The organism is Embleya sp. AB8 (genome assembly GCF_049739465.1).
Taxonomy (GTDB): Bacteria; Actinomycetota; Actinomycetes; order Streptomycetales; family Streptomycetaceae; genus Embleya.
Genome location: NZ_JBMHHY010000034.1, coordinates 12,345 through 36,078, shown reverse-complemented (window position 1 = coordinate 36,078; position 23,734 = coordinate 12,345). Strand labels below are relative to the sequence as shown.

General features: G+C 72.3%; 11 protein-coding genes, 1 tRNA gene and 2 pseudogenes. 13 read left to right on the top strand and 1 reads right to left on the bottom strand.

Features of this window, described 5'->3' with window-relative positions:
• Positions 1–899: 899 nt before the first annotated feature.
• Positions 900–3,221 (bottom strand): annotated as a pseudogene (locus ABIA38_RS37885) (DEAD/DEAH box helicase); the annotation flags it as partial.
• 126 nt (positions 3,222–3,347) lie between these two features.
• Here ABIA38_RS37885 and ABIA38_RS37880 point away from each other — a divergent pair.
• From ABIA38_RS37880 to ABIA38_RS37820, 13 genes and pseudogenes are all read left to right on the top strand, one after another.
• A complete protein-coding gene (locus tag ABIA38_RS37880) occupies positions 3,348–3,689 on the top strand; it encodes an STAS domain-containing protein (RefSeq protein WP_424643588.1) in 342 nt (113 codons plus the stop codon).
• Positions 3,690–3,763: 74 nt separating this feature from the next.
• The gene (locus ABIA38_RS37875; protein WP_424643523.1) at positions 3,764–4,231 is read left to right on the top strand and encodes an ATP-binding protein; all 468 of its coding nucleotides are present in this window, start codon (positions 3,764–3,766) and stop codon (positions 4,229–4,231) included.
• Between the two features lie 254 nt (positions 4,232–4,485).
• Entirely contained in the window at positions 4,486–6,840 is a 2,355-nt protein-coding gene (locus ABIA38_RS37870; RefSeq protein WP_424643522.1) for a sodium-translocating pyrophosphatase, read from the top strand.
• A 125-nt stretch (positions 6,841–6,965) separates the two neighbouring features.
• Positions 6,966–7,739: a hypothetical protein gene (locus ABIA38_RS37865; protein WP_424643521.1), complete on the top strand. Its 774-nt coding sequence runs from the start codon at positions 6,966–6,968 to the stop codon at positions 7,737–7,739.
• Between the two features lie 27 nt (positions 7,740–7,766).
• Positions 7,767–9,299 carry a DUF7059 domain-containing protein gene (locus tag ABIA38_RS37860; protein ID WP_424643520.1) on the top strand — a complete coding sequence of 511 codons (1,533 nt, stop codon included), beginning with the start codon at positions 7,767–7,769 and terminating at the stop codon, positions 9,297–9,299.
• 420 nt (positions 9,300–9,719) lie between these two features.
• A complete protein-coding gene (gene topA / locus ABIA38_RS37855) occupies positions 9,720–12,599 on the top strand; it encodes a type I DNA topoisomerase (protein ID WP_424643519.1) in 2,880 nt (959 codons plus the stop codon).
• 200 nt (positions 12,600–12,799) lie between these two features.
• On the top strand, positions 12,800–15,994 hold the full coding sequence (gene tmk / locus ABIA38_RS37850; protein WP_424643518.1) for a dTMP kinase: 3,195 nt from the start codon (positions 12,800–12,802) through the stop codon (positions 15,992–15,994).
• 127 nt (positions 15,995–16,121) lie between these two features.
• Positions 16,122–17,306 carry a DNA polymerase III subunit delta' gene (locus tag ABIA38_RS37845; protein ID WP_424643517.1) on the top strand — a complete coding sequence of 395 codons (1,185 nt, stop codon included), beginning with the start codon at positions 16,122–16,124 and terminating at the stop codon, positions 17,304–17,306.
• 258 nt (positions 17,307–17,564) lie between these two features.
• Entirely contained in the window at positions 17,565–18,929 is a 1,365-nt protein-coding gene (locus tag ABIA38_RS37840; RefSeq protein WP_424643516.1) for an alpha/beta hydrolase-fold protein, read from the top strand.
• 100 nt (positions 18,930–19,029) lie between these two features.
• Positions 19,030–20,661 carry an alpha/beta hydrolase gene (locus ABIA38_RS37835; protein WP_424643515.1) on the top strand — a complete coding sequence of 544 codons (1,632 nt, stop codon included), beginning with the start codon at positions 19,030–19,032 and terminating at the stop codon, positions 20,659–20,661.
• Positions 20,662–20,792: 131 nt separating this feature from the next.
• Positions 20,793–22,337, top strand: coding sequence for an alpha/beta hydrolase (locus tag ABIA38_RS37830; protein WP_424643514.1), 1,545 nt, complete (start codon positions 20,793–20,795; stop codon positions 22,335–22,337).
• Positions 22,338–22,418: 81 nt separating this feature from the next.
• Positions 22,419–22,492, top strand: a tRNA-Thr gene (locus tag ABIA38_RS37825).
• Between the two features lie 256 nt (positions 22,493–22,748).
• Positions 22,749–23,227: pseudogene (locus ABIA38_RS37820) on the top strand (site-specific integrase); the annotation flags it as partial.
• Positions 23,228–23,734: the final 507 nt, after the last annotated feature.

Sequence of the window (23,734 nt, the reverse complement as noted above, 5' to 3'; positions counted from 1 at the left end):
CACCGGACCCACTCGGCCCGGTCACGCCACTCGGCCCACTCGGCCCGCCCGGCCACGCCACCCGGTCTACGCGGCCCGACCCGCCCGGCCCGGCCACGCCTCCCGGCCCGGCCGCGTCTGCCGGACCGCCTGCTTCGAGTGGCGCGGCCGGGTCTGCCGGCTTGGCTGATTCGGACATCCCTGCCGAGCCGACCCATCCGCCCACCAACGCACCCCGGCCGAGCTTGTCCGGCGGCTGGCCCGAACTGCCCAGACATGAACGCCACTTCGCCGGACGACCCGAGGCCGGCGGGGTGCGCCGACGGCCGCTGCTTGCCGTTGCCCACGCGGGCGCGCGGTCCGCCAAGTGGTCCGGGCCGGTGGGTCGAGCCGGTTCGCCGTCAGCTCGCTGGCGGGTTCGACGAGGTGGAGGTGGGGCCGGTTACGCCGCTCCCGTCGGTCGGCCCGGCCGCGCCGCTCGGGCCCGCAGCGCTGCTTGCGCGGGCCGCATCGCGCGTGCGGGCGTTGCCGGGGCCGGCAGCGCTGCTCGCGCCGGCCACACCGCCCGTGCCGGCTTTGCTGCTCTCGCCGATCGCCCCGGCCGGGCCGCGCGCCTTGGTCGGCTCGGCTTTGCTGTTCGTCCTGATCGGGCCGGCTACGGCGCTCGACCCGGCCGCGTCGCTCACGGCCGCCGACCCGGTTGCGTCGCGTGTCCCGGTTGGCCCACTCATGCCCGCCGACCCGGTCGCCCCGCGTGTCCCAGCCGGCCCGGAGATGCCGCTCACGCCCGCCGCCCCGCTCGCCTCGGCCTCGGCCGCGCCCGCCTCGGCACCGCCCGCCCGTGGCGCGCCCGTCTCGCCCGCGCCCGCCCCGGTCGCGCCCGTCCCGGCACCGCCCGCCTCGCCTCCGTCCCCCGACGCGAGCAATGCGTTCAGCAATGCGACCGCGCCCGGCTTGTCCAAGGGCTGGTTGGCGTTGCCGCATTTGGGGGACTGTACGCAGCTTGGGCAGCCGTGGTCGCATTCGCAGGAGGCGATGGCCTGCTTCGTGGCCGTGAGCCAGGACTGCGCGGTGATGTAGGCGCGTTCCGCGAAGCCCGCGCCGCCCGGGTGGCCGTCGTAGACGAAGACCGTGGGCAGGCCGGTGTCGGGGTGCAGCGAGGTGGAGACGCCGCCGATGTCCCAGCGGTCGCAGGTGGCGAACAGCGGGAGCAGGCCGATCGAGGCGTGTTCGGCCGCGTGCGCGGCGCCCGGGAGGTCGGTGGGGGCGATGCCGGCGGCGGCGACCTGGTCGGGCGTGACCGTCCACCACACGGCCCTGGTGCGCAGGCTGCGCTGGGGGAGATCGAGTTTGTGCTCGCCCAGGACCTCGCCGGTGATGATGCGTTTGCGTTGGAAGGAGACGACCCGACTGGTCACCTCGACCGAGCCGAAGTGCAGTCGGGCCGCGCCCCATTCTCGGCTGCGCGCGGTTTCCAGGACGCGGATCTCGGTGACCTCGCGCGCGCTGGTGGTCCAGTCCGGATTCGCCGCCCGGACCAGTGCGACGCCCTCGCCGAGGTCGAGTTCGCGCACGAGGAAGGTGTCGCCCTGATGCAGGTGCACCGCCCCGGGGTGCACCGCCGAGTGCGCCGCGGGCGCGTCCACCGTGCCGAGCAGCCGCCCGGTGTCCTGCTCGACCACGCGTACCGCCGGCCCACCCGCGCCGCGGATGTCGGTCAGGTCGGTGGCCCGCTCCCGGCTGGTCCAGTACCACCCGGTGGACCGCCGACGCAGCAACCCGCGCCGTTCGAGGCCCGGCAGCAACTCGGCGGCCACCGGCCCGAACAGGTCCAGGTCCTCCTCGGTGAGCGCGAACTCGGCCGCCGCCGCGCACAGATGCGGGGCCAGGACATAGGGGTTGTCCGGGTCCAACACGGTCGCCTCGACCGGCCGGTCGAACAACGCCTCGGGATGGTGCACCAGGAACGTGTCCAGCGGGTCGTCGCGCGCGATCAGGATCGCCAGCGCCTCCTGTCCGGCCCGCCCCGCCCGCCCGGCCTGCTGCCACAGCGAGGCCCGGGTGCCGGGGTAGCCGGCGATCAGCACCGCGTCCAGGCCGGAGATGTCCACGCCGAGTTCGAGCGCCGTGGTCGCGGCCACCCCCAGCAGGCTGCCGTCGTGCAGCGCCCGCTCGATCGCCCGCCGCTCCCCGGGCAGATAGCCCGCCCGGTAGGTGGCCACCCGCTCGGCGAGCCCCTCGTCCACCCGGGCCAGCCGGTCGCGCGCGATCACCCGCACCACCTCCGCGCCGCGCCGCGAGCGGACGAAGGCGACCGTGCGCACCCCGTCGAGCACCAGGTCGGTGAGCAGCTCGGCGGTCTCCGCGGTCGCGGTACGCCGTACGGGCGCCCCGTGTTCACCCTCATGGCCGGTCAGCGGCGGCTCCCACAGCGCGAACACCAGTTCGCCGTGCGGCGAGCCGTCCTCGGTCACCTCGACCACCGGCGCGCCGATCAGCCGCTCGGCCGCGGCGGCCGGATCGGATACCGTCGCCGACGCCAGGACGAACACCGGATCGGATCCGTAGCGGCGACACACCCGACGCAGCCGGCGGATCAACTGGGCCACGTGCGAGCCGAAAACCCCACGGTAGGTGTGGCATTCGTCGATCACCACGTAGCGCAGCGAGCGCAGGAACGGGCCCCACGAGCGGTGTCCGGGCAGCAACGCACGGTGCAACATGTCCGGATTGGTCAGGACGTACGACGCGTGTGCGCGGATCCACTGGCGGATCTCGACCGGCGTGTCCCCGTCGTAGGTCGCGGTCCGGACACACCCGAGCGCGGGGTTCGCGACCCGCAACTCCTCGACGGCGCGCGCCTGATCCGAGGCCAGCGCCTTCGTCGGGGAGAGGTAGAGTGCGGTCGCACCGCGCCCACTGGGCGCGCCCGCGCCCTCGACCAGGGTCGTGAGGACCGGCAACAGATAGGCGAGGGACTTGCCCGAGGCGGTGCCGGTGGCGATCACGACCGAGCGGCCCTGTGCCGCAACAGAGGCGGCGCGGGCCTGATGCTCCCACGGCAGTTCGATACCCGTCGCGCGAAACGCGTCGCCGACTTCCGGCCGAACCCAGTCGGGCCAGGCCGCGGTAACACCTTCGCGAGCGGGTATGCGCCGGACGTGCGTCACTCGATCGGGTCGATCCCGACCCGCCAAAAGGCGGCCGAGAAGACCTTCCGGGGGGCGTGTACTGGGCTGCATCGGGCACCAGTGTTACATCCAATGTCGCGGGATTCATCGTCCCCTAGTGCCCATAAGTGGTTGAATGCCTTGGCGGCTGCCGATCCATGGGGGGCGACCGCTCAAGAGCAAGGTGCTGGAGGATCCGTGGACTTGTCCCTGTCGACCCGAACCGAGGGCGGTCGTACGATCGTCGAGGTGGGCGGCGAGATCGATGTATACACCGCACCCAAGCTGCGCGAGCAACTGGTGGAGCTCGTCAACGAAGGCCAGTTCCACCTGATCGTCGACATGGAAGCCGTCGACTTCCTGGACTCGACCGGGCTCGGTGTGCTGGTGGGCGGCCTGAAGCGGGTGCGTGCCCACGAAGGGTCGCTACAGCTGGTGTGCACTCAGGAGCGCATCCTGAAGATCTTCCGCATCACCGGCCTGACCAAGGTCTTCCCGATTCATCCGTCGGTGGCCGCGGCCATCGCCGCGTCCGACTGACCGACGTACGTCCTGACCGGACGCACACCGCACCCGCGCCGGCCCGGGCGGGTGCTCGCACGGCTGGGGGAACCATGGCCATCGTCGAGCTGCGCTTCAGCGCGCTGCCCGAACACGTCCGCACGGCGCGGCTCGTCGCCGCCGCCGTGGCGCGGCGCGCGGGGGTTGCTGAGACGGTGCTCGACGAGGTGCGACTCGCCGTCGGCGAGGCGTGTTCCCGTGCCGTCGGGATGCATCAGGACCGGGCGGACGACGACCGCCCGGTCACGGTCACCCTGGACGACGGCAACGGCCGCTTCTGTATCGAGGTCAACGACGGCGTCCCACAGCCGGCGTTGACCGAGGCGGGTCTCGCGGAGGGGGCCGGGCTGATGCCCGACCTCTCCGGCAACGGGGCCGGCCTCGAACTCATCGAGAACGAGATGGGCCTGGCCGTGATCCTCGGCCTGGTCGACGATCTCGACGTGCGGGCCGGCGCCGAGGGCGGCGTGATCCGCATGTCGTGGCCCTCCGGCGCGAAATCCGCCGAGACCGTGGGCTGACCGAGCCCCCCACCCGCTCCACCTGATCGCCCCCGGGATGCCCGGGGGCGATTTCGGCGTTTCCGTGTATCCCGATTTCCGGGCCGTAAAACCTGATTCCGGATCGATGCGCCAATTTTGGGAATCACGCCCGGATTTCATCGGTAATTTGATCTGATCATGGCGATTCCCATGGTCTGATCATGATCACTTGCATACACTCCTTTCGCATTGAGAAGTCCCGATCTGAAAGTGCTCCTAGCCAAGGAGGACGAATGTCCGGGATCCACCCCTCCGAACTCACCCTCGCCGCCGACGTCTCCGTGTCCGGCGGCAACCTCACCTACGTCGTGATCGTCGCGGTGATCGCCCTCGGCGCCCTGGGCGTCGCGGCCGGACTCGTGCGTCAAGTGCTCGCGGCCGACGAGGGCACCGAATCCATGCGCCGGATCGCCGGTGCGATCCAAGAGGGCGCGGCGGCCTATCTCGCCCGTCAGTTCCGCACGCTCGCGGTGTTCGCCGTGGGCGTCTTCTTCCTGCTCATGCTGTTGCCCGCGGACGACTGGAACCAGCGGCTCGGTCGTTCACTGTTCTTCCTGGTCGGCGCGGTCTTCTCGGCCGTCACCGGCTACGTCGGGATGTGGCTGGCGGTACGCAGCAACGTGCGGGTGGCCGCCGCGGCCCGGGCCGGTGTGGCCGGCCGGGACACCGCGATGCGGATCGCCTTTCGCACCGGCGGCGTCGCGGGCATGTTCACCGTCGGCCTCGGCCTGTTCGGCGCCGCGCTCGTGGTGATCCTCTACCGGGAGAACGCGCCCAAGGTGCTCGAGGGCTTCGGCTTCGGCGCCGCGCTGCTCGCGATGTTCATGCGCGTGGGCGGCGGCATCTTCACCAAGGCCGCCGATGTCGGCGCCGACCTGGTCGGCAAGGTCGAACAGGGCATCCCCGAGGACGACCCGCGCAACGCCGCGACGATCGCCGACAACGTCGGGGACAACGTGGGCGACTGCGCGGGCATGGCCGCGGACCTGTTCGAGTCCTACGCGGTCACCCTGGTCGCCGCGCTGATCCTGGGCAAGGCGGCGTTCGGCGACGCGGGCCTGGTCTTCCCGCTGATCGTGCCCGCGATCGGGGTGCTGACCGCCGTGGTGGGCATCTACACGGTGGCCCCCAGGCCCGGCGACCGCAGCGGGATGAGCGCGATCAACCGGGGCTTCTTCGTCTCGGCGGTCATCTCGCTCGTCCTGGTCGCGGGTGCCGCGTTCCTGTACCTGCCGAGCAAGTTCTCGGACCTGGACGGGCTGAGCGACCAGGAGATCCTCAACCACGACGCCGACCCGCGCGTGTTCGCGCTGGTGGCGGTGCTGATCGGGATCGTGCTCGCGGCGGTCATCCAACAGCTGACCGGCTACTTCACCGAGACCAGCCGGCGACCGGTGCGCGATGTCACCAAGACCTCGCTGACCGGTCCGGCCACGGTGATCCTCTCCGGCATCGCGCTCGGCCTGGAGTCCGCGGTCTACGCGGCGGTGCTGATCTCGGTGGCGGTGCTCGGCGCGTACCTGCTCGGCGCCGGGATCATCATGCTCGCGCTGTTCGCGGTCGCCCTCGCGGGCACCGGCCTGTTGACCACGGTCGGGGTGATCGTGGCCATGGACACCTTCGGGCCGGTCTCCGACAACGCGCAGGGCATCGCCGAGATGTCCGGCGACGTGGAGGGCGAGGGCGCCCGGGTGCTGACCGAATTGGACGCGGTCGGCAACACCACCAAGGCGATCACCAAGGGCATCGCGATCGCCACCGCGGTGCTCGCGGCGACCGCGCTGTACGGGTCCTACCGGGACGCGGTACGCACCGCCGAGGACGAGGCGGGCGGCCTCGCGGACGTCTCCAAGCTCACCTCCTTCGCCTTCTCCACCGACATCACCCAGCCGAACAACCTGGTCGGGCTGATCCTGGGCGCCGCCGTGGTGTTCCTGTTCAGCGGCCTGGCGATCAACGCGGTCTCCCGGGCGGCGGGCGCGGTGGTGTTCGAGGTGCGCAACCAGTTCCGGACCCGACCCGGGATCATGGACGGCACCGAACTGCCCGAATACGGCCGGGTGGTGGACATCTGCACCCGCGACTCGCTGCGCGAGCTGGCCACTCCCGGACTGCTCGCGGTGATGGCCCCGATCGCGGTCGGCTTCACCCTGGGCATCGGTCCGCTGGCTGCGTTCCTGGCCGGCGCGATCGGCACCGGCACGCTGATGGCGGTCTTCCTGGCCAACTCCGGCGGCGCCTGGGACAACGCCAAGAAGATGGTCGAGGACGGCAGTTACGGCGGCAAGGGCTCCGCCGCGCACGAGGCCACCATCATCGGCGACACGGTCGGCGACCCGTTCAAGGACACCGCGGGACCGGCGATCAACCCGCTGCTCAAGGTGATGAACCTGGTGTCCCTGCTGATCGCGCCGGCCGTGGTCAAGCTGAGCATCGGCGCGGACGAGAACGGCGCGGTCCGAGCGCTCGCGGCGGCCTTCTCGGTCGTGGTGATCGTGGGCGCGGTCTGGTACAGCAAGCGCAAGTCGGTGGTCGTCGGCGAGGACGAGGGCGACCACGAGGAGCAGCCGACCAAGGCGGCGGCCTGACCTCGAACCGGGGTACGTACGGGCGCGGAACCGGCGAAACCGGTACCGCGCCCGTGCCGCGCGGTTGACCGGACACCTTCGCGTTGTGCGAGTCTGCGTCCGGCTCCGAGCGAAGGTGGAAAAGCGTGTCGAGGAAGTTCCCGGCGATCTGCGCACTGGTCCTGGCCGCGGCCCTGACCGCGTGCGGCGGTGGCGACGGCAAGAGCGATGCGGACAAGAAGAAGCAGGCCGACCTCAAGGCGTGGGCCGCGAAGGTCTGCGCGGCGGACGTGACGGCCCGGATCGACGAGGCCCGCGCGGCGCTTGTCGACGTGGCCAAGGTGATCCCCAACGAGCAGCCCGCGACGCTGCGCACCCGGCTGGCCCTGGACATCTCCCGGCTCGCCGACGCGGACAACGCGCTCGCCGACGCGATCGACCGGGCGTCGATACCCGCGGTGCCGGACGGCGCCACGCTGCGCATGTCCGTGGTCGCGGAACTGCGCGACACGGCCAAGGGCTGGGCCGGGATCCAGACGAAGGTGGCGGGCCTGGCCACCGAGCAGCAGAACGTATTCGCCGACGGGCTGCGCTCGCTGAACCCGGAGATCGACGCGCTGCGCACGTCCTCGCACACGGCCCTGGCCAAGCTGCACCGCGGCGAGGCGGGCAAGGCGCTGGCCGCGGTGCCGGGCTGCGCGGCGGGCAAGGCGGACCCGGTGCCCACCGCCGCACCGGCGACCTCCGCACCGGCCACGGGCGGCGCGCCGAGCACCTCCGCGAACCCCGCGCCGAGCGGATCCGGGTCGCCGAGCGCGCCCGCCCCGTCCGGCTCCACCGCGCCCGGCAGCCCGCCGCCGAGCGCCGGCGCGCAGTCGTCGCAACCGGCGACTTCGAGCGCGCCGCCGGCGGCCGGCTGACCCGCGCGGGGCCGCGCACCGGGCAGGATGGTGCGCGTGACCATGAACGACTCCTCCCAGGTGGCCCGACTCCGCGAGGCCCTGATCGCGGCCGGCTACACCGTCGACGGCTGCCTCGACCTGCTCGGCCGGCAGGCGTACGGGGCGCTGTCGCGCGGTGAGACCGTGCCCGCGCTGCGTGCCCTGCGGGCCGATCCGGCGAGCCCGCTCGCGGTGCTGATCCGGCTGTTCCTGCTGCAGAGCGCCGCCCCCGAGGCGCACGTGCGCCGTGCGCTGCCGCTGGCCGAGGCGCTGGCGGGCGGGCTGTTGGCGCGGGACGGCGAGTCGGTGCGGCCGCTGGTGGACATCCGGCCCTACGGCGAGGCGGACACCGACTGGTGGGTGGTCTCCGACCTGGGGGCGGGCATCGGCGGGGTCAACGGGCCGGTCCGCGCGGACCATGTGCTCGGCATCGGCGGGGCCTCCACCACGCTGGCCGGGATCACCGTGCGCGAGCCGGTCGGCCGAGCCCTCGACCTGGGCACCGGGTGCGGCGTACAGGCGCTGCACGCGTCGCGACACGCCGACTCGGTGCTGGCCACCGACGTCAACAAGCGGGCGCTCGACCTGACCCGGCTGACCATGGCGTTGTCCGGGGTGGGCAACGTCGGCCTGGCCGAGGGCAGCCTGTTCGAGCCGGTCGAGGGCGAGCGGTTCGACCTGATCGTGTCCAACCCGCCGTTCGTGATCACCCCGGTGGGCGAGCGGTACACCTATCGCGACGCGGGGCTGCCCGGCGACGAGGTGTGCCGGCTGCTTGTGGCGCAGGCGCCGCGCTTCCTCAACGAGGGCGGCTACTGCCAGCTGCTGGCCAACTGGCAGCACCTGCGGGGGCAGGACTGGCAGGAGCGGCTGGCCGCGTGGCTGGCGCCGACCGGGTGCGACGCCTGGGTGGTGCAGCGCGACGTGCAGGACCCGGCGCAGTACGCCGAGCTGTGGCTGCGCGACTCGGGCGACCACCACGGCGCGGCCTACGCCGAGCGCTACGACGCGTGGTTGGCCGCGTTCGAGCGGGACGGCGTGGAGGGGATCGGCTTCGGCTGGATCACGCTGCGCGCGGCCGGCCACGACACGCCGACGGTGCGCGTCGAGGACTGGCCGCATGCGATCGAACAACCGCTCGGCTCGGAGGTGCACGCCTGGTTCGGCCGGCAGGACCGGCTGGCCCGGACGGACGACGACGCGCTCCTCGAGGTCGCCTTCCGGCTCGCGGACGACGTGGTCCAGGAGCAGACCGGCGCGCCCGGCGCGGAGGATCCCGAGGCGGTCGTCCTGCGGCAGCGGCGCGGGATGTGCCGGGCGGAACGGGTGGACACGGTCGGCGCGGCCCTGGTCGGGGCCAGCGACGGGCGGCTTTCGGCCGGCGTGATCGTGGACGCGATCGCCGAGCTGATCGACGAGGATCCGGCCGAGCTGCGCGATGCCGTACCCGCCGAACTGCGCGGTTTGGCGGCCGCCGGATTCCTGCTGTTCCCCGAGGTCGGGGCGGACTCCTCGGCGGCGTCGGACAGCGCCGGCTGAGCCCGGCTTGGCCCGGTGCACCCTGTATCCGGGGCGGCACGCCTGTACAGTCGCAGGTGTTGTCCCCACCGGATGCTCCTTGCCGTTGCCAAGAAATTGTGTTGTATGGAGGCGGCGCGGCTTCCCGCTCGACCCCGAACCGACGGGGTCGGGAGGCGGGAACCGCGATGCGCGCGTTACCGTTCGAGGGGCGTGGGACCCGGCCGTCGGAGTAATCGCCGGATCCGGGGGGACGGTCCGGACGGACAGCCGCACCGGGACGACTCCGTGACGCAAGCCGAGCAGTACCGGTTTGACACAGGGGGTCGACCCCCGGTCACACTCCGCCACACGTCCACCGCAATGTGAATACGTATCCCGAGTACGACCTTGCCCGGCTGGGCACGGTCGCTGCCGACGACGATGGAGAGAGAAGCGAAGGTGTCCCCGAGCAGCGAGACCGCGCGCGACGGCCTGAGACTCGTCATTGTCGAGTCCCCGGCCAAGGCGAAAACGATCAAGGGCTATCTCGGCCCCGGTTACGTGGTCGAGGCGAGCGTGGGACACATCCGCGACCTGCCCAACGGCGCCGCCGAGGTGCCGGCCGAGTACGCGGGCAAGCCGTGGGCCCGGCTCGGGGTCGACGTCGATGCCGACTTCCAGCCGATCTACGTGGTCAACGCGGACAAGAAGTCCCAGGTCGCCAAGCTCAAGAAGCTCCTCAAGGACGCCGACGAACTCTTCCTCGCGACCGACGAGGACCGCGAGGGCGAGGCCATCGCGTGGCACCTGCTCGAGGTGCTGCGGCCCAAGGTGCCGGTGCACCGGATGGTCTTCCACGAGATCACCCGGGACGCGATCCGCACCGCGGTGGACAACCCGCGCGAGCTCAACCAGCGGCTGGTCGACGCGCAGGAGACCCGCCGCATCCTGGACCGCCTCTACGGCTACGAGGTCTCGCCCGTCCTGTGGAAGAAGGTCGGCCCGCGGCTTTCGGCCGGTCGCGTGCAGTCGGTGGCCACCCGCCTGGTGGTCGAGCGCGAGCGCGAGCGCCGCGCGTTCACCTCGGCGTCCTACTGGGACCTGCTCGGCGTGTTCGGCACCGGTCGCCCCGGCGACCCGTCCGACCCGAGCACCATGAATGCGCGCCTGGCCTCGCTCGACGGCAAGCGGGTCGCCTCGGGCCGCGACTTCGGCCCGGACGGCAAGCTCAAGAACGCCGGCGTGCTCCAACTGGACGAGACCGGCGCCCGGGCGCTGAGCGCCGCGCTGGAATCCGCGTCGTTCTCGGTGCGCGCCGTCGAGCGCAAGCCCTACCGCCGCTCCCCGTACGCGCCGTTCCGCACCACCACCCTCCAGCAGGAGGCCTCGCGCAAGCTCGGCTACGGCGCCAAGCGCACCATGCAGATCGCGCAGAAGTTGTACGAGAACGGCCATATCACCTATATGCGTACGGACTCCACCACGCTGTCCGAGACGGCCGTCACGGCCGCCCGGGCGCAGGTGCGCGAGCTGTACGGCGCCGAGTACGTACCGGACGCGCCGCGCGTGTACGCCGGCAAGGTCAAGAACGCGCAGGAGGCGCACGAGGCGATCCGTCCCTCGGGCGACCGCTTCCGCACGCCGGCCGAGACCGGGCTCTCCGGCGACGAGTTCCGGCTCTACGAGCTGATCTGGATGCGTACCGTCGCGTCGCAGATGAAGGACGCGGTCGGCCAGTCGGTCACCGTGCGCATCGGCGGTGTGGCCCAGGGCGCGGATCTGCCCGGGCGGGACGCGGAGTTCACCGCGAGCGGCAAGATCATCACCTTCCACGGCTTCCTCAAGGCCTACGTGGAGGGTTCGGACGACCCGGACGCGGAGCTGGACGACCGCGAGCGCCGGCTGCCGATGGTCACCGAGGGGGACGCGCTCAGCGCCGATCAGCTCACCCCGGAGGGCCACGCGACCAAGCCGCCGGCCCGCTACACCGAGGCGTCGCTGATCAAGGAGCTGGAGGACCGGGAGATCGGCCGCCCGTCCACGTTCGCGTCCATCGTCGGCACCATCCTGGACCGCGGCTACACGTTCAAGAAGGGCACCGCACTGGTGCCCTCGTTCCTCGCCTTCGCCGTGGTCGGGCTGCTGGAGCGGCACTTCGCCACGCTGGTCGACTACGACTTCACCGCGAAGATGGAGGACGACCTCGACCGGATCGCGCGCGGCGAGACCGCGGCCGTGCCGTGGCTGCGCAGGTTCTACTTCGGTGACGACAGCCGGCCCGACGACGACCACCTCGGCGGGCTCAAGGCCCTGGTCACCGACCTCAGCTCGATCGACGCCCGCGAGGTCAACTCGTTCCCCGTGGGTGAGGGCATCGTGCTGCGGGTGGGCCGCTACGGCCCCTACGTCGAGCGCGGCGACCGGCGTGCCGACGTGCCCGACGACCTGCCGCCGGACGAGCTGACCGTGGCCAAGGCCGAGGAACTGCTCGACAAGCCCAGCGGCGACCACGAGCTGGGTGTGGACCCGGTCAGCGGTCACCTGATCGTGGCCAAGGACGGCCGCTACGGCCCGTATGTGACCGAGGTGCTGCCCGAGCCCGAGGCCCCCGCCGCGCCGGCCGCACCCGCCGCCGCCGACGGGGCCGCCAAGCCGGCCAAGAAGACCGCGAAGAAGGCCGCCGCCAAGAACGGCCCCAAGCCGCGGACCGCGTCGTTGTTCAAGTCGATGTCCCTGGACACGGTCACCCTCGACGACGCGCTCAAGCTGTTCACCCTGCCGCGCGTGGTGGGCAAGCACCCGGAGACCGGGACCGAGATCACCGCGCAGAACGGCCGCTACGGCCCCTACCTCAAGATGGACACCGACTCGCGCTCCCTGGAGACCGAGGACCAGCTGTTCACGGTGACCCTGGACGAGGCGCTGGCGATCTACGCCCAGCCCAAGGCGCGCGGTCGGGCCGCGGCCAAGCCGCCGCTGAAGGAACTGGGCACCGACCCGGTCAGCGGCAAGGCGGTCACCGTCAAGGACGGGCGGTTCGGCCCGTATGTGACCGACGGCGAGACCAACGCGACGCTGCGCGCGGACGACTCGGTGGAGACGATCACCCCCGAGCGCGGCTACGAACTGCTCGCGGACAAGCGGGCCAAGGGCCCGGCGAAGAAGACGGTCAAGAAGGCGGCGGCCAAGAAGGCCCCGGCGAAGAAGGCGACGGCGACGAAGACCGCCGCGAAGAAGACGGCCGCCAAGAAGACGACGGCCGACGGCAAGACCACCAAGTCCGCCGCGGCGAAGGCGACGGCGAGTGCCGGCGCGAAGAACGCGGCCGACAAGGCGTAGGCGGCAGGACTGGATGGCGAAATAGGGTCGAGGTAGGGATATCTCGGCACGTTTCGATCGGGCGGCGCCGGCGGGATCCGGCGCCGCCTCGGTCGGTTCCGGCGACGACCTCGGGCCCTGTGCTACGGTCCGCCGCCGGAGCACGGGGGATCGGTCGAGGTTGCCGTTTCCCGTCAGGTGACGACGTTAGGGTTCTCCGTATGACGCACGCGGAGCAGCAAGCGCCGGATTCGGCGATACCGCCCCGTCAGGTCGAGCCGACAGAGGGCATCGGGGGCGTGCTGAGCATCCGCCCCTTCCGCCGCTTCTGGTTCGCGGTCGCGGCATCGGCGCTGGGCGATTGGCTCGCGCTGCTCGCGCTGACCTCGGCCGCGCTGTGGACGGCCGACGGCGACTATCGCAAGCACGCCACGGCGGTCGCGGTGGTGTTCGCGCTGCGGATGTTGCCGGCCGCGCTGGTCGCCTCGGTGGCGGGCGCGATCGTGGACCACCTCGACCGGCGCTGGACGCTGGTGACGTGCGACGTGATCCGGGCCGCGGTGCTGGTGTCGGTGCCGTTCGTGGACCGGATGTGGTGGATCTGGGGCGCCACCGCGGTGGTCGGCGTGGTCGGCGCGCTCGCCGGACCCGCCCGTGATGCCACGGTGCCCAACCTGGTGCCCCGGCAACGGCTCGGCACCGCGAACCAGTTCAACCTGGTGACCTCCTACGGCGCGGCCCCGGCGGCGGCGTTGTTGTTCATCCTCGGCGCGCTGATCGGCACCGCGTTCTCGCACGACGTGTCGATGTTCGCCGAGCACCCCTCGAACCTGGCCTGCTACACCGCGGGCGCGGTGTTCGTGCTCGCCGCGGTCTTCGCCTTCTGGATCCGGATGCCCACGCGCGGGCGCTCGGTCAGCACCCGGCGGCCCAACCCGTTCAAGGTGCTCGCCGACGGGCGCAAGGTGTTCGGCCACGGCCGTACCGCGCGCGGGCTGATCGTCGGCATGGTCGCGCTGTTCCTGGCCGGCGGCGCGCTGGTGGCCGGCGCACCGCTGTTGGTGGCCGGGCTCGCCGCGGGCAATGCGGCGTACGGCACGGTGTTCCTGATGCTGATCGCGGGTGTCAGCGCGGGCATGTTGTGGGGGCCGCGGGTGGTGCCCGCGTTCAGCCGGCGGCGGCTCTACGGCATGGCCGTGATGCTCGCCGGGCTGACTCTGCTGATCCTGGGCGCGGTCGCCAACGTGGTGATGGCCGCGGTGCTGGCCGCCGTACTCGGGGTGTTCGCGGGCGTCGCGTGGGTCACCGGATACACCATGTACGGGCTCGACTTCGGTGAGGACCTGCGGGCCCGGGCCTTCGCGTTCGCGCAACTGATCGTGCGGGTCGCGCTGTTCGTGGCGCTGGTCGCCGGGCCGATCGGCGCGGGCTTCGCGGGCGAGCGCACGTGGGTGGTCGCGGACCGGTTCACCTTCACCTACAGCGGGGCCGCCCTGGTGCTGGCCGGCACCGGTGTCCTCGTGCTGATCCTGGGCTGGATCGCGCTGCTGAGCGTGGACGACCGGCGTGGCGTGCCGGTGCTGCGGGACCTGGTCGCGGCCACCCGCAACGAGGACCACATCACCGGCCGACCGGCCGGTGCGACCGGCTTCTTCATCGCCCTGGAGGGCGGCGAGGGCGCGGGCAAGTCGACCCAGGCGAAGGCCATCGCGGCCTGGATCCGGGCCAAGGGCCACGAGGTCGTGGTCACCCGCGAGCCCGGCGCGACCGAGGTCGGCAAGCGGCTGCGGGCGATGTTGCTCGACCTGGACGGGGATCCGGTGGATCCGCGCACCGAGGCGCTGCTGTACGCGGCGGACCGGGCCGAGCACGTGCAGACGGTGATCCTGCCCGCGCTGCGGCGCGGCGCGATCGTGATCAGCGACCGCTACATCGACTCCTCGATCGCCTACCAGGGTGCCGGGCGCGGCCTCGGCGCGCGCGAGATCGGCCGGGTCTCGCGCTGGGCCACCGACGGGCTGCTGCCCGACCTGACCATCCTGCTCGACCTGGACCCGGCGGTGGGACACGGCCGCTTCACCGAGGCGCCGGACCGGCTCGAATCCGAGCCGCGCGACTTCCACCTGCGGGTCCGGCACGCGTTCCTGGACCTGGCCGCGCACGACCCCGACCGCTACCTGGTGGTGGACGCCGACCAGGAGCCGGACGCGGTCACCACGCCGATCCGGCACCGGCTCGACCGCGAACTGCCGCTGTCCGAGCAGGAGAAGCGACAGGCGCTCGAGCTGGCCAAGCGGATGCGCGAGGAGGACGCCCGGCGCAAGGCCGAACAGGCCGCCCGGGACGCGGAGAAGGCCGCGCTGATCGCCCGGCTGCGGGCGGAGAGCGAGGAGCGCCAGCGCCAGGCCGAGCAGGCCCGCCTGGAGGAGGAGTCGGCCCGACTGGCCGAGGAGGAGCAGCGCTTCGCCGAGGAGGAGGCCCGGCGGGTCGCCGCCGAGGCCGACGAGCGGGCCCGGACCGCGGCCGAGGCGGCCGAGGAGGCCCGGCTGCACGCCGAGGCGGAGCGCCGCCGGCTGGCCCTGGAGGCCGAGCGCCGGGCGGTGGAGCAGCAGCGGGCCGCGGAGGAGGCCCGGGCCCGGGCCGAGGAGGCCAAGTTGCGCGCCGAGGAGGAGGCCGAGCGCCGGGACGAGCAGCGTCGCCGACTCGAGGAGGCGTCCGCGCTGCAGGCCGAGCAGGCTCGGGTCAGCGCCGAGGAGGAGCGCGAGGCCGCCCTGGAGCGGCAGCGGGTGGCCGAGGAGGAGCGCGACCGGTTGCAGGCCGAGGCGGCCCGCGAGGTCGAGCGGATGCGCGCCGAGGAGGCGATCCGGGCCGCCGACGAGCGCCGGCACGCCGAGGAACGCCGTCGGGCGGAGGACGCGCTGCGCCGGGCCGAGTCGGATCGGCGCCGGGCCGAGCGGGAGACGTCGAGGGCGTCCGAGGCCGCCGCGTCCGCGCAGGCGCGGGCCGCCCAGGATGTCGCGGCACTCGCGGCCGAGGCGGGGCCGGCGGCGGACCCCGATCTGCTCGAAACGCCCGTACACGGGATCCGGCGGCCGGATCCGTCGTTGGCGGACACGCCCGTACACGGCATCCCGAAGCCGGCCGCGGACGACGCGGACACCACCGAGCTGCAGCAGATCCGACTGCGCGAGGCCGCCGAGGACACCCGGGAGATCCCGAAGCTCACGTTGGACGAGACGCACGCACTGCCGGTCGTCTCGCCGCCCGCCGATCAATCGTTGGCCGACGATCTGCTCGGTCCGTGGACGGGTGCGCCGGACGCGGAGCCGGAGACCGAGGCGGGCGCGGAGTCGGACGGGTCGACCGGGTCGGGCGAGCCGGAGCGGAAGCGGCGCTGGCGGCGCAACAAGTCCTGAGCCGGACGCTCGACCTCGGGCCGGGACCGACCGGGCGGAGCCGGGCCCGGGGTGACGTGGCGTCGATTGTCACGTCACCCCGGTACGGTCGTATCCGGGACACACCGGAACGAGGAGACAAGAGCGCGTGACCGTCTGGGACGACCTCGTCGGGCAGGACCGCGTCGCCGAGCAGTTGCGCACCGCGGCCGGCGCCGCCCGGGCGGTCCTCGCGGGCGAGGGTGTCGGCGGGATGACCCACGCGTGGTTGTTCACCGGCCCGCCGGGGGTCGGCACGGCGACCGCCGCGCGCGCGTTCGCGGCGGCGCTGCAGTGCGTCAGTCCCGATCTGGCGCTGGGCGCCGAGCCGGGTTGCGGGCACTGCGACGGTTGCCATACCGCGCTCACCGGGACGCACGCCGACGTCGACGTGGTGGCCACCGAGCTGCTGTCGATCGGCGTCAAGGAGACCCGGGACCTGGTCCGTCGGGCGGCCATGACGCCGGCGGGCGGGCGCTGGCAGGTGATCATCCTGGAGGACGCGGGCCGGCTCACCGAGGGCGCGGGCAACGTACTGCTCAAGGCCATCGAGGAACCCGCCGACCGTACCGTGTGGTTGTTGTGCGCACCCTCGCTCGAGGACGCGCTGCCCACGATCCGCTCGCGCTGTCGCAATGTGGCGCTGCGCACACCGCCCGCCGGCGCGGTGGCCGACCTGCTGATGCGGCGGGACGGGATCGACCCGACGATGGCCGCGTTCGCGGCGGCCGCGGCGGGCGGCGACATCAAGAGCGCCCGCCGCCTGGCACTGGACGAACAGGCGCGCGGGCGCCGCGCCGACGTGTTGCGGATCCCGATGGTGGTGGGCGACATCGGCCAGGCGATGGCCGCCGCGCAGCGCCTGGTGGACGCGGCGGCGGCCGACGCCAAGCAGGTCGCGGCGGACCTGGACGGCCGCGAGACGGAGGAGTTGCGAGCGGCGCTCGGTGCGGTCGGCGGGGGCCGGATGCCCAGTGGCACGGCCGGCGTGATGAAGGAACTGGAGAACAAGCAGAAGAAGCGGGCCACCCGTACCCAACGGGACTGCCTGGACCGCGCGTTGGTCGACCTGACCGCGTTCTACCGGGACGTGTTGGCCGTGCAACTGCGCGCCGCGGTCCCGCTGGCCAACGACGTGCTGCGCGCGGACCTGGACACGGTGGCCCGATCCTCCACCCCGGAGGCCACCCTGCGGCGCATCGAGGCGATCCTGTCCTGCCGACGCGCGATCGACGCGAACGTGGCGCCGCTGTTGGCGGTCGAGGCGATGGTGCTGACGCTGCGGGCGGGGTGAGGTTCGCTTCCGCGCCCGGGTGGGCCGTGCACGAGGTGTCGGGTCGGGCCGTGCGTTGCGCGGCTGTTCGCGCCCGGCCTGCCCACGGGGTTGGGCTGTTCGCTTCGTGATGGCCTGCTCGTGGGGCCGCTTCACTCCTTGGGGCGGAGGTGTCCTCGACGCGGAACCCGGGAGCCCTGCTTCGACGTCATGGTGGGAGAGTTCGCGAAGAACATTGTGGCTGGTGAGGTGCGGAAGGACGGTGCGGGGTTGCGTTCCGTGACCAGGACGCTCAAAGGTCTGCTGATCGCGGTGACCCTCGGGGCGGTTGTCGTTCTCGTCTTGCGGGCGCGGGAGTCCCGCGCCGCCGCGAAGGCCGAACCCGGGCCCCGGCCCGCCGAGTTGCCATCGATGGAGCCGCCGGTCGAGGTGCGGGTCGAGCCGCCGGTCGAACCGCGGGCGGCGGAGCGGCCGGTGAAGCGGCCGGCGGCTCGACCGGCAGCTCCGGTGTCGGTGCCGACACCGGAACCGTCCGGGCCGGCCGCCGAGTCGAAGCCGGCGCCCGTGCTGCGGGCCGCGGTGTCGGTGCCGGTCGTACCCGTCGTCGCGGTCCCGGGCCGGCCGGACCCGGCGGTCGATCCGGCGCCGGCGCGGCGGCGGCGTGGGGTGCGGTCGCCGGTCGGGGTGGGCGTGCTCGCCGTCGCCGTGGTCGCCGCCGGGGTCGGCGGTACCTTCGCGTACCAGGGGATTTCCGGCGATCACGCGCAGAACGTCGCCGCCACCAAGGTCGCCCCGCCGGTCGAGCCGGTCGTCACGTCCGGGCAACCCAAGGCCGCGCCGCAGAAGTTCACCAAGGTGGCCGCCAAGTCCGGTGGCACGCTCACCCGGATGAACCTCGCCGGCCGGCAGTCCGGGGTCACCGCCGATGTCTGGGTCTGGCTGCCGCCGGGCTACGACACCCCCGCCAACCAGGGCCGCAACTACCCGGTCCTGGTCACCCATTCGTCGCTGCCGGGCGTCGGGACGAACAGCTTCGTGGACGACTCGGTGTCGTTCCTGCCCAAGCTTGCGGGGGCGATCGAGGCCGGTACGGTCCCGCCGTACATCGTGGTGGCGCCCGTGTTGATGCCGTACTCGAAGCAGGAGGCGGACGCCGACCAGTCGGCCGCCAAGGACACCGAGTGCAGCGACATCCCGAACAAGCCGAAGATGGCCACCTTCCACAACGACGACGTGCGCGAGGCGGTACTGGCCACCTACCGGGCCAGTGCGGATCGGGCGTCGTGGGCGCTGATCGGCGACGGGTCGGGCGGGCTGTGCGCGGTCAAGTACGCGTTGCAGTATCCGCAGTACTACGCCGCCGCGGTCGGGTTGTCCGGCCGGACCACGCTCAAGTCCCCGCTGTGGGGCACCGATTCGGCGGCCAGGGCGGCCAACGATCCGGTCAAGCTGCTCGACGCGCGCCCGGATGTACAGATCCTGCTCTCCGGCCAGACCGGCGGCACCGAGTTCGCCGCCAAGGCAAAGGCGCCGACCATGGTCAAGGCGATCACCGGCGCGGGTGGGACCTCCACCGACACGGCGCGCCTACTGCCCGAGGCGTTCACCTTCCTCGGCCGCAACACCCGCAACCCGGCGGCGTGAGCGGGGCCGGCGCGGCCCGGCGGCTGGTTCCGGGCGGTCGGACGTGGTCCCGCGGGGTCCCATTCGTGCGCGGGTGGGCGTTCGATGGTAGGCAGTACGCGTGAAACGAATATCCCGAGTGGGGTTCCTCGGCCGGGCGATCCCGGTCGCGCTCGCCGTCGCGACGGTCGCGAGCTGTAGCGTCGCGTCCGATCTCGGCGATGCCGCGGGCGCCGACCGCAGAGGCACGTCGAGCCCCACCGCGGGCGGTGCGAAGGGGCCCGCCACGCCGGGTGATCCCGATCCCGCGTTGGCGCGCTTCTACACCCAGCAGCCCACCTGGAAGGCCTGCGAGAGCGACGACCCGGACCAGCGCAACCAGTCCAAGGCGTTTCGCTGCGCGACCTTCACCGTGCCGCTCGACTACACCCGGCCGACCGGCCGGACGATCGACATCGCGGTCACCCGGAAGACCGCGGCCAAGCCCGCCGGCCGGCTCGGCTCGCTGCTGCTCAACCCCGGCGGCCCGGGCGGCTCCGGGGTCAAGGCGGCGTGGTGGATGGCCGAGGACACCATCGGCAAGCCGGTCCAGGACGCCTACGACCTGATCGGCTTCGACCCGCGCGGGGTCGAGCGCAGCGCGCCGGTGAAGTGCATGACCGACGCCGAGCGCGACGCGTTCGTGGCCGAGGACCTGCCCGAGGACCCGGCCCGGGCCGAGGCCCGGGCCAAGGAGCGGGGGAAGGGCTACGCGGCCGAGTGCCAACAGCGCTCCGGCGAACTGCTGCCGTTCGTCGGCACCGACAATGCCGCGCGCGACATGGACGTGCTGCGGGCGGTGCTCGGCGACGACAAGCTCAACTACCTGGGCTTCTCCTACGGCACCTACCTCGGCGCCACCTACGCCGAGCGTTTCCCGCACCGCACCGGTCGGCTGGTTCTGGACGGCGCGGTGGACCCGGCCGCGGACAGCCTGAGCGCGGCGGTCGAGCAGCAGGTCGGCTTCGACCGGTCGCTGCGTCGGTTCGCCGAGGACTGCGCGGGCCGCTCGGGCTGCGCGCTCGGCAACGATCCGAAGACCGCGCCGAACAAGGCCGCGGACTTCCTGGACGGCCTCCAGAACCACCCGCTGGTCGGCCGGACCGGCCGCAAGCTGACCTCCAGCCTGGGCTGGACCGGGGTGATCAGCCTGCTCTACGGCGCCAAGGACACCGCGTGGAAGTATCTGCGCGACTCGCTCGCCGACGCGATCGTGCGCAAGTCGCCGGACGCGCTGATGTTCTACGCCGACAACTACAACGGGCGCGACGAGCAGGGCCATTACGACAACAGCTCCGACGCGTTCGTGGCGATCGGCTGCGCGGACGGCACCGGGGACGCGCCGACGCCGCAGCAGGTGCAGACCGCGCTGACCCGGCTCAAGACCGAGGCGCCGCTGATGTCGCGCGATGTCACCGCCGAGGACCTGACCGGACAGAGCTGCGAGAACTGGCCGTTCAAGTCGCCGACCAAGCCGCACCCGATCCGGGCGCAGGGCAGCGCGCCGATCCTGGTGGTGGGCACGACGGGCGACCCGGCCACGCCGTACGCCTCGGCCGAGAAGCTGGCGAACCAGCTGGCCGACGCGACGCTGCTGACCTTCGAGGGTGAGGGGCACACGGCGTACGGGGGCAACAGCACGTGTGTGGACGGGGCGGTGGAGGGGTTCCTGCTCAAGGGGACGATGCCGGCGAAGGGGAAGCGGTGTAGTTGACGGCTCGGTTGCGTCGGTTGCGTCGGTTGCGTCGGTCGCGTCGGTCGCGTCGTTCGGGCGGATCGGGTGCTCGCGTGGTTACCCTCCCCAGAGGGGCACGGTCGTACCGGGCTAGCGGAGGAGCGGGTCGCATGATGCGGGGTTCGTGCGCGAGGGTCGCCGCCGCGGCGGTCGGTCTGCTTCTGGTGGCGGGGTGCGGATCCGGCTCGTCGGCCAAGTCGCCGGATCGGGTCGCGGACTCCGCGACGGCGCCGGTGACCGGGGACGGCCAGGTCACCGACAAGGCCCCGCCCACGGCGGCGGCGGAGCCGATCGGCTGGACCCCGTGCAGCGGCGGCTTCCAGTGCGGCACGCTCCAGGTGCCGCTGGACCACGCCAAGCCGGACGGTCCGAAGATCAGGATCGCGGTGCTGAAGAAGCCCGCCACCGGGCCGGACCGGATCGGTTCGCTGGTGCTCAACCCGGGCGGACCGGGCGGCTCCGGCCTGGACTTCGCGCAGTACGCGGCCACCCGCTATCCGGCCGAGCTGCGCAAGCGGTTCGACATCGTCGGCTTCGACCCGCGCGGGGTCGGGCGCAGTACCGCGATCAGCTGCCTGCCCGACACCGCGATGGACGCCTTCACCCAGCTCGACGCGACGCCGGACACCCCGGACGAGGAACAGGCGTGGGTCGACGGGGAGCGGGCGTACGGCCAGGCCTGCGCGAGCAACTCGGGCGATCTGCTGGGCCATGTGAGCACGGTCGACGCGGCGCGCGACATGGACCTGCTGCGCGCGGCGCTCGGCGACGCCAAGCTCTACTACCTGGGCGCGTCCTACGGGACGTTCCTGGGCGCGACCTACGCCGAGCTCTACCCCCAGCGGGTGGGCCGGCTGGTGCTCGACGGCGCGATGGACCCGAGCCTGTCGGCGGCGGACGCCAACAAGGTGCAGGGCGGCGGCTTCGAGACCGCGCTGGCGGCGTTCCTGGACAACTGTGTCGGCGGCGGCTCGTGCTCGCTCGGCGCGACCCGGGCGGCCGGTCTGGCCAAGATCCGCGGCCTGTTGCAACAGCTCGACGCCCGCCCGCTGCCGGGCGACGCGACCCGCCGGGTGACCGAGTCGATCGCCACCACGGGCATCCTGTCGCCGCTCTACTCCAAGGACCAATGGCCGAACCTGCGGCGGGCGTTGGACGCGGCACTGCGCGGTGACGGGCAGCGGCTGCTCGAGCTCAACGACCAGTACTACGAACGCGGTGCGGACGGGAAGTACAGCAACCTGATGCCCGCCAACGCGGCGGTGAACTGCCTGGACGCGCCGCCCGCCGCCACGTCGCGCGAGCAGGTCCGGCACGACCTGCCCGACTACCTGGCCGTGTCCCCGACCTTCGGCCGCAACCTCGCCTGGGCGGGCCTGTCCTGCGCGTCCTGGCCGGTCCCGCCGACCGGCCGGCCGCACCCGATCCGGGCCGAGGGCGCGGCCCCGATCCTGGTGGTCGGCACGACCCGCGACCCGGCCACTCCGTACGCCTGGGCCCGCGCCCTGGCCGGCCAACTGGCCTCCGGCAACCTGCTGACCCACGACGGCGACGGCCACACCGCCTTCGGCCGAGGCAGCGACTGCGTGGACCGCACGGTGGTCGACTACCTGACCCAGGGCACCGTCCCCACCAAGGGCAAGACCTGCCACTGACCCACGACAAACGCGCGTGTGGACCACCCCGACGGGTGTGTACACTCATTCCCTGTCGCCACCTTCGAGGTGGCAGGACAAGCCGCCTTAGCTCAGTCGGCTAGAGCGACGCACTCGTAATGCGTAGGTCAAGGGTTCGACTCCCTTAGGCGGCTCAATATATGGACAGGTAAGACCCCGTTGACCTGGGGTTTTACCTGTCCATTGCTATTTCTTGAACAAGAGGAACTACTCAAGGTAGTTCCTCCTTGTTGAATATGTCACCAACTGGGGACGTCATGGGGACGCGTCAAATAGCTACAAATGCGGACATGAAGGTGTACGATCAGCATCTTTGTGTCCTATGCGTTGCTCTGTGTTTCGGTGGTCGCGACAATCCGTGTTCGATGCACGTTCGCGCCCTCGGGGCTTGAGGGCTGGCCGCTCGCCTGGGTGGAGGACGAGGAGATCGGCGAGGCTTCTGTGGGGGCGCTCGGAGGTGAACACCTGGAATGCCCGCGGCAGTGCTGTCCTGGACGGCTGGTGCTCCGAGTGCGGGTACGAGGGGCCGACGGTCTCGGCCTGGGTGAAGCGGCTGGCCGTGTCGGACTCCGAGACTTCGGCCTGCTTGTCCGTCGATCGGCTGATCGCCCATGGCGAGGTCCATCTGCGGGAGAAGACGCTGTTGCGGATGCTCTACGAGACCTGCACCCGCGCCGAGGAGTGCTCGTGGGCGTCAACATCGAGGAGTTGGACCTCACCAGGCGCCGGGCTCGGTGAAGGTCAAGGGCGCCACCGCCCGCCGCCGGGGCGGCCGGGTACGGGAGGACTTCGTACTCGAGACCGTCTACTGGGACGCTGGCACCGCGAGACTCCTGCTCTGGCTGATCAGGGGCCGCACCCGCGGTCCGCCGGTCGCCCGGGTGGGTGTTCGCGTGCCCCCGGATCCGACAGGCCTTCTCGCGGCGGGCCCCGCCGAAGTCGCCGGTTGGGTCCTCGTCTCAAGGCAGCCCTTTCGGGTAATTTCCGTGCGGGGTCGGGGTCGCGGTGGGACCTTTCAGAGTGGGGCCGTTGGGAGTGGGTGCCGCAGGATCAGGGCCCACCCCGGGAATGGCCCGTAGGGCACCCAACGGGTGATAGCGGGTCTGGGGGTGAGGGCGGCAACTCTCGTGGGTACAAAGGCTGTTCGGTGGCGACGGCGCGACCATTGGGCCGGGTCGGCGTTGGATCGAACGCGCGATGCACGTCGGCCACCGCGCAGTCAAAGGGGCTGCGAGCACATGCCATCGAGGTGGGCTCGGGCGCAGGCGTTGTATGCGCGGTTCGGCGTGCGCTCTTCCCGTCCTGTCGGGCGTGTGACGTGGGAACTGCCTTCTGGCTGCCTGCGGCTCTCTCTGCTCGCGTGATTCTCGGCTACT

What these genes read in the sequence shown, in the direction of transcription:
- ABIA38_RS37875 (WP_424643523.1), top strand. Translation starts at nt 3,764, where the DNA reads ATGGCCATCGTCGAGCTGCGCTTCAGCGCGCTGCCCGAACACGTCCGC.
- ABIA38_RS37870 (WP_424643522.1), top strand. Translation starts at nt 4,486, where the DNA reads ATGTCCGGGATCCACCCCTCCGAACTCACCCTCGCCGCCGACGTCTCC.
- ABIA38_RS37860 (WP_424643520.1), top strand. Translation starts at nt 7,767, where the DNA reads ATGGTGCGCGTGACCATGAACGACTCCTCCCAGGTGGCCCGACTCCGC.
- tmk (WP_424643518.1), top strand. Translation starts at nt 12,800, where the DNA reads ATGACGCACGCGGAGCAGCAAGCGCCGGATTCGGCGATACCGCCCCGT.
- ABIA38_RS37830 (WP_424643514.1), top strand. Translation starts at nt 20,793, where the DNA reads ATGATGCGGGGTTCGTGCGCGAGGGTCGCCGCCGCGGCGGTCGGTCTG.